General features: G+C 66.8%; 9 protein-coding genes and 1 pseudogene. 8 read left to right on the forward strand and 2 right to left on the reverse strand.

From position 1 onward, the window contains the following. Window positions 1-149 precede the first annotated feature (149 nt). The 7 genes from rseP (at window position 150) to lpxB (ending at window position 8,463) form a co-directional block, all read left to right on the forward strand. The gene (gene rseP / locus ACZ5PO_RS25565; protein WP_464184818.1) at window positions 150-1,301 is read left to right on the forward strand and encodes an RIP metalloprotease RseP; all 1,152 of its coding nucleotides are present in this window, start codon (window positions 150-152) and stop codon (window positions 1,299-1,301) included. A 169-nt stretch (window positions 1,302-1,470) separates the two neighbouring features. Then, complete coding sequence (bamA, locus tag ACZ5PO_RS25570; RefSeq protein ID WP_464184819.1) at window positions 1,471-3,960, forward strand: outer membrane protein assembly factor BamA; 2,490 nt, start codon at window positions 1,471-1,473, stop codon at window positions 3,958-3,960. Window positions 3,961-4,054: 94 nt separating this feature from the next. Then, the gene (gene lpxD / locus ACZ5PO_RS25575; RefSeq protein ID WP_464184820.1) at window positions 4,055-5,119 is read left to right on the forward strand and encodes a UDP-3-O-(3-hydroxymyristoyl)glucosamine N-acyltransferase; all 1,065 of its coding nucleotides are present in this window, start codon (window positions 4,055-4,057) and stop codon (window positions 5,117-5,119) included. A 19-nt stretch (window positions 5,120-5,138) separates the two neighbouring features. Then, window positions 5,139-5,603 (forward strand): 3-hydroxyacyl-ACP dehydratase FabZ, encoded by a 465-nt coding sequence (fabZ, locus tag ACZ5PO_RS25580; RefSeq protein ID WP_464184822.1) that lies wholly within the window; start codon window positions 5,139-5,141, stop codon window positions 5,601-5,603. Then, window positions 5,600-6,403, forward strand: coding sequence for an acyl-ACP--UDP-N-acetylglucosamine O-acyltransferase (gene lpxA, locus ACZ5PO_RS25585; protein WP_464184823.1), 804 nt, complete (start codon window positions 5,600-5,602; stop codon window positions 6,401-6,403). The genes fabZ and lpxA overlap by 4 nt, the downstream gene beginning before the upstream one ends. Before the next feature lies 1 nt (window position 6,404). Further along, window positions 6,405-7,271: an LpxI family protein gene (locus ACZ5PO_RS25590; protein WP_464184824.1), complete on the forward strand. Its 867-nt coding sequence runs from the start codon at window positions 6,405-6,407 to the stop codon at window positions 7,269-7,271. 7 nt (window positions 7,272-7,278) lie between these two features. After that, the gene (gene lpxB / locus ACZ5PO_RS25595; RefSeq protein WP_464184825.1) at window positions 7,279-8,463 is read left to right on the forward strand and encodes a lipid-A-disaccharide synthase; all 1,185 of its coding nucleotides are present in this window, start codon (window positions 7,279-7,281) and stop codon (window positions 8,461-8,463) included. A gap of 267 nt (window positions 8,464-8,730) precedes the next feature. Here lpxB and gltA read toward each other — a convergent pair whose 3' ends face one another. Both gltA and gltX read right to left on the reverse strand, forming a co-directional pair. After that, window positions 8,731-10,020, reverse strand: a complete 1,290-nt coding sequence (gene gltA, locus ACZ5PO_RS25600; RefSeq protein ID WP_464184827.1) for a citrate synthase — start codon at window positions 10,018-10,020, stop codon at window positions 8,731-8,733. A gap of 290 nt (window positions 10,021-10,310) precedes the next feature. Beyond that, entirely contained in the window at window positions 10,311-11,735 is a 1,425-nt protein-coding gene (gene gltX, locus ACZ5PO_RS25605) for a glutamate--tRNA ligase (RefSeq protein WP_464184829.1), read from the reverse strand. 114 nt (window positions 11,736-11,849) lie between these two features. Between gltX and ACZ5PO_RS25610 the strand changes: the two are divergent. Further along, window positions 11,850-12,464 (forward strand): annotated as a pseudogene (locus ACZ5PO_RS25610) (DUF4131 domain-containing protein); the annotation flags it as partial. Window positions 12,465-12,624: the final 160 nt, after the last annotated feature.

Genomic DNA, 12,624 nt, shown 5'->3' on the forward strand with positions numbered 1-12,624 from the left:
CTTTCTCGGCGATTGGGTGATTTCGCCCAGACGCGCGGCGCTCTGGCAAAGGGCGGTGAGGGCAGTTAGCTATCGGCGGGCGAATTTCGGACGCAAAGTCCGTCCACGGTCATCGCTGTGGTCGGTAGACCCGCCGAGTGAGGACGTAGATGGATAGTGCAATCGCTTCCATGATGAGGTCGGGAGAAAGCCTGCCCCTCATCGTCGTTTCGTTTCTCTTCGTGCTGGGGCTCGTGGTGTTCATCCACGAAATGGGCCACTTCCTGGTGGGTCGGTGGTGCGGCGTCGACATCGACACGTTCTCGATCGGCTTCGGCAAGGAGCTGGTGGGCTGGACCGACAGGCACGGCACGCGCTGGCGCATCGCCCTGATTCCGCTCGGCGGCTACGTCAAGTTCGCGGGCGACGCCGGAGCGGCGAGCACGCCCGACCATGAGGCGTTGGCGCGCATGACGGAGCGAGAGCGCGCCGGCAGCTTCTACTTCAAGAGCGTCTGGCAGCGGGCCGCGATCGTGGCGGCCGGCCCGATCGCCAATTTCCTCCTGGCGATCGTGATCTTTTCCGGCACCGTCTACCTGTACGGCCGCACCGTGATACCGCCGCGCGCCGTGACCATCATCGAGAACAGCGCGGCCGCCAGGGCGGGCTTCAAGGTCGGCGACGTGGTGCTGACGATCAACGGCGGCGCCATCAAGAGCTTCAGCGACATGCAGCGAATCGTGAGCCTCCACGGCGGCGAGACGCTGACGTTCGTCGTGGACCGTGCTGGCCAACAGGTGACGTTGGAGGCAACGCCGGAGCAGCAGGAGGTCGATACGCCGCTCGGCAAGCAGAGCATGGGCCGGCTCGGGGTGGGGGCGACGTCGGATCCGGCGGAGTTCAAGGTCGAGCGCTACGGGCTGCTCCCGTCCCTCGGCATGGGCGTCGCCGAGACATGGGGCGTGATCGAGCAATCGGTCGAAGGCATCGGCAAGATCATCGGCGGCAAGGCGTCCGCCGACCAGCTGGCGGGCCCGATCGGAATCGCGAAGGTCGCAGGGCAGGTCGCACGGCTTGGCTTCGTCCCGCTGCTCAGCCTGGCGGCATTCCTGTCGGTGTCGATCGGCCTGCTCAACCTGCTGCCGGTGCCGCTGCTCGACGGTGGCCACCTGCTGTTTTACGCGGTCGAAGCGATCAGAGGCCGCCCGCTGAGCGAGCGGACGCAGGAGTTCGGGTTCCGGATCGGGCTCGCGCTGGTCATCATGCTGACGGTTTTCGTCACCTGGAACGACATCGTTCGCCGCATTCTTGGGGCGACGTGACCGACGCGCCACGCCTCCCAAAAAAAGGATCTGTTAACCCTCTCTTCGTTTGCAACAGTCTGTAAACTCGATAGAAGCGAATTCGATCCTAGGATCCGACGACCGACTCCTCGCCCCGCGGGGGCGTAAAAAACGTAACAGGGCGGCCAGTTTTATGATGAGACCTGCAATGTTCCGCGGGATGGCGCTGGCGAGTGTCCGCCGCTTTGCACTGACGATCGGCGTTGTGCTGATGGCTGGCACGTCGGTCGCTCAGGCGCAGACCGTTGTCGTCCGTGGCAACCAGCGGATGGATACCGAGACGATCCGCACCTACGTGCAGGGCAAGTCTCCGGAGGAGGCTCGCCAGGCCCTGCTGGCTACGGGCATGTTCTCCGACGTCAAGGTCGCCGGTGGGCACGGCACCACGGTCGTCACCGTCAACGAGAACCAGACCGTCAACCGGGTTGTCTTCGAAGGCAACAAGAAGCTCAACAAGGACGTGCTGGCGGGTGAGCTCTCGACCAAGGCGCGCGGGCCCTACAGCCCCGCCTTGGTGCAGGCGGACGTCGAGAAGCTGCAGGAGATCTACAAGCGTGGCGGCCGTGGGCTCGCCACGATCAGCAGTCGCGTCGTGCCGCTGACCAACGGGCGCGTGGATGTCGTGTTCACGATCAAGGAAGGCGACAAGACCGGCGTCAAGGAAATCAACTTCGTCGGCAACCAGGTCTATTCCGGGCGCCGCCTGCGCGACCTGATGACCACGACGGAGATGAACCTCCTGTCGTGGCTCAAGACCTCCGACGTCTACGACCCCGACAAGATCGCCTCCGACGAGGAGCTGATCCGCCGCTTCTATCTGCGCAACGGCTATGCCGATTTCCGCATCATCTCGACGGATGCGACGTTCGACGCCGCCAAGGGCGGGTGGATCGTGACCATCACCGTCGAGGAAGGGCAGCCCTACCGGATCTCCTCGGTCGACGTGGAATCGCGGGTCGATGGCGTATCGTCGGACTCGGTACGCCGCGAGGTGACGTCGTCGCCCGGCGACATCTACGACGCCGAGAACGTCGAAAAGGCCCTGACCTCCATGACCACGAGCGTCATGCGCAAGGGCAATCCCTTCGTCCAGGTTCGTCCCTCCGGTGTCCGCGACAGCGTCAACCATACCATCGGCCTCACCTACGTGGTGGAGGAAGGCCCTCGCGTCTACATCGAGCGGATCAACGTGCGCGGCAACGTGCGCACGCGTGACTACGTGATCCGTCGCGAGCTCGATCTGGAAGAGGGTGACGCCTACAACAAGGTGCTCATCGATCGCGCCGAGCGGCGGCTCAACGGGCTTGGCTACTTCAAGAAGGTGCGCATCACCAACGAGCCGGGCTCGCAGCCGGACCGGGTGGTCATCAACATCGACGTCGAAGATCAGTCGACCGGCCAATTCTCCGTCTCGGGCGGCTACTCCACCCAGGACGGCGTCATCGGCGAGGTCGCCGTGGCCGAGTCCAACTTCCTCGGTCGTGGCCAGTACATCCGCCTCGCCGGCCAGCTCGGTCAGCGGACCAACGGCGTCCAGCTGTCGTTCACCGAGCCTTACTTCCTCGGCCAGCGACTGGCGGCGGGCTTCGACGTCTATACGAAGTACACGGACAACACCCAGTACGCTCGCTACGAGACGCGGGCCACCGGTGGAACGATCCGCTTCGGCTTCCCGATCACCGACGAGTTCACGGTGACCGCGCGCTACTCGCTGTACCAGACGAAGCTGTCGGTGCCGGATAGCTACAAGCAGCCGTACAACGACTGTAGCTTCCCGCTGCTGGGCTACACGTCGGTGTTCAACCCGCCGTTCAACGGCACCACCTACACCTACAACGGCACCCCCGGGGCGCTGTCCTACTACCCGAACTGCGCCTACGACGGTGAAGCGTCGGTGGCGGTGAAGCAGGCGATCGGCCGGACGCTGACGTCGCTGGTGGGCGTGACGCTGACCTACAACACGCTCGACAGCATGAAGGACCCGCACAGCGGCATCTACGCCGAGGTGCGGCCCGAGATCGCCGGACTTGGCGGCGACTCGAAGTTCTTCCGCGCCACCGGCGAGGCCCGCTATTACCGCGAGCTGTGGGATGATGTCGTCGGCATCGTCAGGCTGCAGGGCGGCACCATCCAGCCCCTGGGCGGTAACGACCTGCGCCTTACCGACAACTTCTTCCTCGGACCGTCTCTGGTGCGCGGCTTCGCGCCGTCCGGTATCGGTCCTCGCGACCTGACGGGTGATCCGAGCACGAATGCCATCGGCGGCGTGAACTACTTGGGTGCGAGCGTCGAGGCGCAGTTCCCGATCTGGGGCCTGCCGCGTGAGCTGGGGCTGAAGGGCGCCGTGTTCGCCGACGCCGGCACGCTGTTCGGTTACAAGGGAGCCAAGACCTTCGATCTCAACTACAACGGCATCATCGATGGCTATGTCGGTGGCGTCTGCCAGCCGAACTCGCAGCCGGTGCAGCCCGAGTGCATGATCGTCAAGGATTCGCATACGATCCGTACCTCGGTCGGCGCCAGCATCTTGTGGCAGTCGCCGCTGGGCCCGATCCGCTTCGACTACGCCTTCGCCCTGACCAAGGCGGATGGCGACCGCACCCAGGCGTTCCGCTTCTCGGGCGGCGGCAGCTTCTAGTCGAGCGTCGTGGGGCGCCATTGGGCGCCCCTCCCCACATCGGGTCGGCGGTCCGCCTTGTTGCGGTCCGCCGATCTTCAGTTATGAAGCCCGCATGGCTGAGCCAGTCTTCTTCCCCGCCACCTCTGGCTTGACGCTGTCGGAGGTCGCCGAGCTCGTGGGCGCGGCCCTGCCCGAAGGGGCCGATCCGCAGCGGACCATTCGCGGCGTGGCGCCACTCGAAACCGCGGCAGCCTCCGATCTCGCCTATATGGATAATGTCCGCTACGCGGCCGCGCTTGCTGCGACGCAGGCCGGTGTCTGCCTCGTGTCGGATCGGTTCGCCGCCAGGGTGCCGGCCGGCACCGTCGCCGTGCTCGTTCGCGATCCGCACCGCGGCTTTGCGGCCGTGTTGAGCGCCTTGTTCCCCGCGGCCACCCGGCCGGGTTCGGTCTTCGAGGCCTCGGGCATTACGCCGGGCGCCTTCGTGCATCCGTCGGCCCGCATCGAGGCCGGGGTGGTGATCGATCCCGGCGCAGTGGTCGGGCCACGCGCCGAGATCGGCCGGGGCACCACGATCGGCGCCACGGCCGTCGTCGGAGCCGAAGTGCGGATCGGCCGGGACTGCTCCGTCGCGCCGGGCGCCACCATTCAGCACGCGCTGATCGGCAACCGGGTGATCATTCACCAGGGCGTGCGGATCGGCCAGGACGGCTTCGGCTTCGCGATGAGCGCCCGCGGCCATCTCAAGGTGCCCCAGATCGGGCGGGTGATCATCCAGGACGATGTGGAGATCGGCGCCAACACGACCGTCGACCGCGGGGCGACGCGGGATACGATCATCGGGGAGGGCACCAAGATCGACAATCTGGTGCAGATTGCACATAACGTCGTGATCGGGCGCCACTGCGTCATCGTCGCCCAGGTGGGTATCGCTGGCAGCACGACGCTCGAGGATTTCGTCACGATCGGCGGGCAGGTCGGCATCGTCGGGCACATCCGCATCGGCCGCGGCACGCAGATCGCCGCCAGCAGCAACGTCAACGCCGATGTGCCGCCCGGAGTGATCTGGGGCGGGACGCCGGCGAAGCCGATGCGGGATTGGTTCCGTGAGCTGACGGCTCTCAAGAACCTGGCAGCCAAGCGGGGAGGCTCGGCGCGCACCGGTGCCGACGACTGAAAGGATGGGAGACGCATTGATGGAGCAGGCGCCGGCTAAGCTCGATACGGCCGATATCGTTCAGATCATGAGTTATCTGCCCCATCGCTATCCGTTCTTGCTGGTCGATCGCATCATCGACATCGACAGCGACAACTCCTGCATCGGCATCAAGAACGTGACCTACAACGAGCCGCAGTTCATGGGGCATTTCCCGACGCGGCCGCTGTTTCCCGGTGTGCTGATCATCGAGGGCATGGCACAGACCGCCGGTGCCATCTGCGTCGCATCGAAACTGGCCGAGAAGAAGCGTCCGAAGGAGGTCTTCTTCATGACCATCGACAAATGCAAGTTCCGCAAGCCGGTCCAGCCGGGCGATGTCGTCGAGTACCACATGCGCAAGCTCAACAACCGCCGCACCATGTGGTGGTACCGGGGTGAGGCGAAGGTGAACGGCACGCTGGTGGCCGAGGCTGAAGTCAGCGCCATGCTGGTGATCGAGTGAATGCACCTTCAATCCACCCCACGGCCATCGTCGACGCCAACGCCACGCTCGGCCATGGCGTCTCGATCGGCCCATTCTGCCTGGTCGGCCCCGACGTAACCCTCGGCGACGGGGTGGCTCTGCTGAGCCACGTCGTCGTCGCCGGGCGAACGTCGATCGGCGCCCGCACCAGGATCTATCCGTTCGCCTCGATCGGCCATGCGCCCCAGGACCTGAAGTACAAGGGCGAGCCCTCGACGCTGACGGTCGGGCCCGATTGCGTCATCCGCGAGGGCGTGACGATCAATCCGGGCACCGAGGGCGGCGGCATGGCGACGGTCGTCGGCGAGCGTTGCGCGCTGCTGGCGAACGCGCACATCGGCCACGACTGCAAGGTCGGTGACAACGTCATCCTGTCCAACAACGTGATGCTCGCTGGGCACGTGACCCTTGGCGATCACGTCATCTGCGGCGGCGGCTCGGCGGTGATCCAGTTCACCCGCGTCGGCGCCCACGCTTTCGTGGGCGGCATGTCGGGCCTGGAAAACGATCTCATCCCCTACGGTATGGTGATCGGCAATCGCGCCCATCTGGCCGGGCTCAACCTGGTGGGCCTGCGGCGTCGCGGCTTCTCGCGTGACGACATTCACGCCCTGCGGCGTGCCTACCGCCTGTTGTTCGCCGACGAAGGAACCCTGCTCGAGCGCGTTGCCGACGCCGACAGCGAGCTCGGCGGGCACCCCCTGGTCCAGGAGGTGCTGAACTTCATCCGCGAGGGCGGGGAACGGGCGATCTGTACGCCGCGCGACACCGAGGCGTGAGGTGGTCGCGACCGACGGCAGCGTGGCGATTCTGGCCGGTGGGGGCGCGCTGCCACGCGAGCTAGCAGATTGTCTGACGGCGCGCGGGCGCGCCGTGCGCATCCTGGCGATTCGCGGTTTCGCCGACCGGGCGACGCTGCGGCGGGCCGAGTGCGCGTTCGACATCGTCGACGCGCGCGGGATCATCACGCGCCTGCACACCTGGCGGCCGGCTGCGGTCGTCCTCGCCGGCATGGTGCATCGGCCGACCCCTCGCGCCCTGCTGGGCGCCGTCGCCGCCTACCGTAACCGCGACTATCTCGTGCCGATCATGAAAGCGGGCGATGACCGTTTGTTGCGCACGGTCGTCAACCTGTTTGAACGCGAGGGATTCATCGTCGACGGCCTCGCCTCGCTTGCGCCCGAGCTGTTGGCCGGCGTCGGCGTTCTTGGCGACGTCGCGCCGAGCGAGGCGTCGCGCGCCGCCGTGGCGCTCGGCGTCCGCTGCCTGACGGCCCTGTCGCCCTTCGACGTCGGACAGGGGGCGGTCGTCGCCGGATCGCGCGTGGCGGCGGTCGAAGGCCCGGAGGGGACCGACGCCATGATCGCGCGCGTGCAGCGGCTCGGGCGGACCTTGCGTCTGTATGAGGGCGACGCCGGGCCGGTATTGGTGAAAATGGCGAAGGCTGGCCAGGACCTGCGCGTCGATCTGCCGGCGATTGGTCCCAACACGGTGCGCAAGGCGGCACGGGCCGGCTTTGCCGGCATCGCCATCGGCGCCGGCGCCACGCTTGTGCTCGATCGCGCTGCGACGATCGCAGAAGCCAACCGCAGAAGCCTGTTCCTGATCGGCGTGGACGCAGCTCGAGAAGCGGCGGCGCGCGAATGACGAGCGAATGATGCCGGGGTCGCCGCTTTCCGTCTTTCTTGTCGCCGGCGAGGAATCGGGCGATCAGCTCGGCGCCGGGTTGATGCGGGCGATGCTCGATCGGCTAGGCCCCGATGGCGTGACGTTTGCCGGGGTGGGCGGCGAACGCATGACCCGCGTCGGGCTCACCAGCCTGTTTGCGCTGAGCGACATCGCCGTCATGGGCTTTTCGGCGGTCCTAGCGCGGCTGCCGACGATCGTCCGGCGCGTCTATGCCACGGTCGACGCCGTAGTGGCGGCGAAGCCCGATGTCCTGGTGATCATCGACAGCCCCGATTTCACCCACAACGTGGCCAAGCGCGTCCGCTCGCGGCTGCCGGGCCTTCCGATCGTCGACTATGTCAGCCCGACCGTCTGGGCCTGGCGTCCAGGCCGCGCCCGCGCGATGCGCGCCTATGTCGATCATTTGCTGGCTCTTCTGCCCTTCGAGCCCGAAGCACACCGGCGCTTGGGAGGGCCTGCGTGCAGCTACGTCGGCCATCCGCTCATCGAGCGGCTTGCGGACCTGCGCCCGGGGCCGGGCGAGCGCACGACCATCGACGAGGGCCGGCCCATGCTGCTGGTCTTGCCGGGCAGCCGCCGCAGTGAGATCTCGCGGCTCATGCAGCCGTTCGGCGCCGCTCTTGGTCTGGTCGCGCAGGCGCGGCCGGACGTCAGGGTCGTCCTGCCCGCGGTGCCGCACCTCAAGGACGAGATAGCCGCACGTGCCGCCGCCTGGCCCGTCAAGCCCGAGATGGTCGCGGGCGAGGCTTTGAAGTGGGCGGCCTTTCGGCAGGCGCACGCGGCGCTGGCCGCCTCCGGCACAGTGACGCTGGAGCTGGCACTGGCGGCGGTGCCGATGGTCGTCGCCTACAAAGTGTCGTTCCTGGAGGAGGGGCTGCGCTTTCTGGTCAAGGTGCCGTCCATCGTGCTCCCCAACCTCATCCTGGGGAGCAATGCCATTCCTGAGCTCATCCAGGAGGATTGTACGCCCGACCGGCTGGCGGAGGCCTTGCTGCCGCTGCTGAGCGACACGGCCGCGCGGCGAACTCAGCTGCAGGCTCTGGGCCGCCTCGATGCCCTGATGTCGACCGGCGCCGAACGTCCGAGCGAGCGGGGCGCGCGTATCGTGCTCGAAACGGCCGGGCTCGACCCGAATTCGCGACAGAGCTGAAGCGCTTCCTGAGCGATCGCAGGATTCTGTCCGATCGCGATGCGCGCGACGGCCGCCGACATCCCCGATGCAAGCGGCTCGACCGCATGAGCCGCGCCATAGAGCATGATCCCAAAAAGTGGACGCCGGTTTTTGGAACCGAAGCGAATAGATCATGCTTGGAGAACGACATAGAGCGGGATGATTCGAAGACAAATCATCCCGCTCTAGACAGCAAAAAGCCCGGCCGTGGGCCGGGCTTTCGCATGGTGCTCTGCGCCGAACGGCTTACCGCTGGGCGATGCTGACGTAGTCGCGCAAGGGGGCGCCCGTATAGAGCTGGCGCGGACGACCGATGCGCTGGCTCGGGTCCTCGATCATCTCCTTCCACTGGGCGATCCAGCCGACCGTGCGGGCCACCGCAAACAGCACGGTGAACATCTCGGTCGGGAAGCCCATCGCCTTGAGCGTGATGCCCGAGTAGAAATCGATGTTCGGGTAGAGCTTCTTCTCGACGAAATACTCGTCGCTGAGGGCGATCCGTTCGAGTTCCAGCGCGACCTCGAGCAGCGGGTCGTCCTTGTGGCCGAGCTCGTTCAGCACCTCATGCGTCGTCCGCTGCATGATCTTGGCGCGGGGATCGTAGTTCTTGTAGACGCGATGGCCGAAGCCCATCAGGCGGAACGGGTCGTTCTTGTCCTTGGCGCGGGCGATGAACTGCGGGATGCGGTCGACGGTGCCGATTTCTTGCAGCATCTTGAGCGCCGCTTCGTTGGCGCCGCCATGGGCGGGGCCCCACAGGCAGGCGATGCCCGCGGCGATACAGGCGAAGGGGTTGGCGCCCGAGGATCCGGCGAGCCGCACGGTCGAGGTCGAGGCGTTCTGCTCGTGGTCGGCGTGCAGGATGAAGATGCGATCGAGCGCGCGCGACAGGATCGGATTGGGCTTGTACTCCTCGCACGGCACAGCAAAGCACATGTGCAGGAAGTTGGTGGTGTAGTCGAGGTCGTTGCGCGGATAGATGAACGGCTGCCCGACATGATACTTGTAGGCGAGCGACGCCAGGGTCGGCATCTTCGCGATCATGCGCATGGAGGCGATCATGCGCTGCTTCTCGTCCGAGATGTCGGTCGAGTCGTGATAGAAGGCCGACAGCGCGCCGACCGAGGCCACCATGATGGCCATGGGGTGGGCGTCCCGCCGGAAGCCCTGGAAGAACCGCATCATCTGCTCGTGCACCATGGTGTGGCGCGTGACGCGGTAGTCGAAGTCGGCCTTCTGGCTGGTCGTCGGCAGCTCGCCCTCGAGCAGCAGGTAGCACGTCTCCAGGAAGTCGCCGTGCTCGGCCAGCTCCTGGATCGGATAGCCACGATAGAGCAGAACGCCCTCGTCGCCGTCGATGTACGTGATCTTGGATTCGCAACTCGCCGTGGAGGTGAAGCCCGGATCGTAGGTGAACATGCCGGTCTCTTTGTAGAGAGAGGCGATGTCCACGACGCTCGGCCCGATGGAGCCGTCCAGGGTCGGCAAGTCCACCACTTTGCCATCGACGCTAAGTGCAGTCGTCCGCGCGTTCATTATCGTCACCCTTGTCTGAGGAGACCGACGTAGGGCAGCGAGGAAGCCGGGCTTGTTCGCCGAGCAGGCGGCTGCTGGATACGCTGGCCTTGATATCGCAAGTGCGAACTTGAGCGCCATTCGGTAGCCCATTTGCCGGGCCCCATCAAGCGGCTGAGCCGGGGACCCTGCGGCAGTGCACCCATGACCTCCCGCATCGCACGGCGCTCGCTCAAGTATTACATGAACTTCGCTGCGCAAGCCTCCATTCTGCTTCGATGTCGGGGCAGCCGCGGCGACGTCGCGCTGCGTCAGGCGGGAAGCTGATCCCGCACGCGTGCAAGGCTCTCGTCACGGCCGAGCGCGGCCATCACGTCGAACAGGCCGGGCGACGTCGCCCGGCCGGTCAGCGCTGCCCTGAGCGGCTGCGCCAGCTGGCCGAGCTTGAGATCCGCCGCGTCGGCAGCCCGACGCACGGCGCCCTCGGTGTTCGCCGCCGACCAGTCCGCAACCGCTTCGAGCTCGCTGAGTGCCAGCGATAGCCGCTGGCGGGCGTCGCCGTCGAGTATCGTCGCAGCCTTGGCATCAAGGCCGAGAGGCCGCTTGGCATAGAGATAGGCTGCGCTATCGAGCAGCTCGATCAGCGTCTTGGCGCGCTCCTTCAGTCCGGGCATCGCGGCCCGCAGCTTGCCCTCGATCTCGGGATCGAGCGTCTCGCCCAGCCCGCGCTCGGGGCCGACCTGGGGCAGCATCGCTTTGATGGCCTCCAGCAGGCGCTCGTCGTCGGCCAGGCGCATATAGTGGCCGTTGATGCTCTCCAGCTTGGCGAAATCGAAGCGGGCCGGCGATCGCCCGATCTGCTCGAGGGAGAAGGCCTGCGTCATCTCCTCCGTCGAGAAGATCTCCTGATCGCCATGGCTCCATCCGAGGCGAACGAGGTAGTTGCGCAGCGCCTCCGGCAGATACCCCAGCGTCCGGTAGGCCTCGACGCCGAGCGCGCCGTGCCGCTTGGACAGCTTGGCGCCGTCGGGGCCATGGATCAGCGGGATATGCGCCACGGCCGGCGTCGCCCAGCCCAGGGCGTCGTAGATCTGGCGTTGGCGTGCGGCATTGGTCAGGTGGTCGTCGCCGCGAATGACGTGAGTCACGCCCATGTCGTGATCGTCGACGACGACGGCAAGCATGTAGGTCGGCGAGCCGTCCGAACGCAGCAGGACGAGATCGTCCAGCTCCTTGTTCTGCCAGACGACACGCCCCTGCACCTGGTCCTCGATGACCGTCTCGCCCTCGGTCGGCGCCTTCAGCCGCACCACCGGCTTGACACCCGCCGGCGCCTCGGCCGGATCGCGGTCGCGCCAGCGCCCGTCGTAGCGGGACGGGCGCCCTTCGCGGCGGGCTTGCTCGCGCATCTCCTCTAGCTCTTGGGCGCTGGCGTAGCAATAATAGGCACGCCCCCGGTCCAGAAGCTCCTGCACCACGGCGCGATGGCGATCGGCGCGGCTGTACTGATAGACGACGTCACCGTCCCATTGCAGGCCAAGCCAGCTCAGTCCGTCGAGGATGGCGGCGATGGCGGCATCGGTCGACCGCTCGCGGTCGGTATCCTCGATGCGCAGCAGCATCTTGCCGCCATGCCTGCGTGCAAACAGCCAGTTGAACAGCGCCGTCCGGGCGCCGCCGATATGCAGGTAGCCCGTAGGCGAGGGGGCAAAGCGGGTGATGATCTGATCGGCCATTTCCAACAACAACGTGCGGCGGTCACACTCGAAACGGAGCGGGAGCTGAAGCGGGACTCGCCGGCTGGCGACCGCGTCGTGTAGCATGCGCCGACGCCGAGCCGAAATCCCCGTATGCCCCGAGACCACAGCTCAGCCCTGTCCGAGGCGATCGTGCCGGCGACGGCCCGCGCGCTTGGGCTCGGCCTGCGCGGGCGGGCGCTGCTCCTGCATCCGACGCAATCTATCTGGCGTCTCTTTGCGCTCGAGCAAGAGCGCCGCAGGCCGTTCGTATGGCTGCCCGTGGCCTTCGGCATCGGCATCCTGCTCTACTTCGCAGCAGACGGCGAGCCGGCGCTCTGGGCGCCGCTGCTCGGTACGAGCATTGCCGCGGCCGGTGCCGTGGCGCTGCATCGCCGTCCGCTCGGTCGGCTCGCCTTGATCGGCATCGCCTTCGCCTTCGCCGGCTTCGGCGCGGCCTGCATCCGTACGATGCTGGTCGCCGCGCCGGTCTTGCCGCGCATGATGGCAGGCAAGCTCACCGGCTTCGTCACCGCGGTCGACGATCATGGCGCGGGCTCGCGCCTGGTGATCGTCCCGACCTCCTTTGCCGACGTCACGCCGGAGGCGCTGCCGGCGCTGGTGCGCGTGACGGTCAAGTCACGCACGACGATCAAGCCGGGCGACCATGTCCGGGCGTCCGCGCGGCTGCTGCCGCCGCCGGAGCAAGCGCGGCCGGGCGGCTACGATTTCGCACGCGACGCCTACTTCAAGCGGCTCGGCGCGGTCGGCTCGGTCAGCGGCGCCATTGAGCTGACCCCGGCCGCGGCCGAAGCGCCGCGGTCGGTGCGGTGGGCCGCCGCTATCGACGCTGCCCGCTCCGTCGTCACCGCGCGGATCGCGGCGGCAT

It is taken from the genome of Chelatococcus sp. KU-N122, assembly GCF_055391085.1.

Excerpts from the sequence above, each read along its gene's own strand:
- rseP (WP_464184818.1), top strand. The coding sequence starts at position 150 with ATGGATAGTGCAATCGCTTCCATGATGAGGTCGGGAGAAAGCCTGCCC.
- bamA (WP_464184819.1), top strand. The coding sequence starts at position 1,471 with ATGTTCCGCGGGATGGCGCTGGCGAGTGTCCGCCGCTTTGCACTGACG.
- lpxD (WP_464184820.1), top strand. The coding sequence starts at position 4,055 with ATGGCTGAGCCAGTCTTCTTCCCCGCCACCTCTGGCTTGACGCTGTCG.
- fabZ (WP_464184822.1), top strand. The coding sequence starts at position 5,139 with ATGGAGCAGGCGCCGGCTAAGCTCGATACGGCCGATATCGTTCAGATC.
- lpxB (WP_464184825.1), top strand. The coding sequence starts at position 7,279 with ATGATGCCGGGGTCGCCGCTTTCCGTCTTTCTTGTCGCCGGCGAGGAA.
- gltA (WP_464184827.1), bottom strand. The coding sequence starts at position 10,020 with ATGAACGCGCGGACGACTGCACTTAGCGTCGATGGCAAAGTGGTGGAC.
- gltX (WP_464184829.1), bottom strand. The coding sequence starts at position 11,735 with ATGGCCGATCAGATCATCACCCGCTTTGCCCCCTCGCCTACGGGCTAC.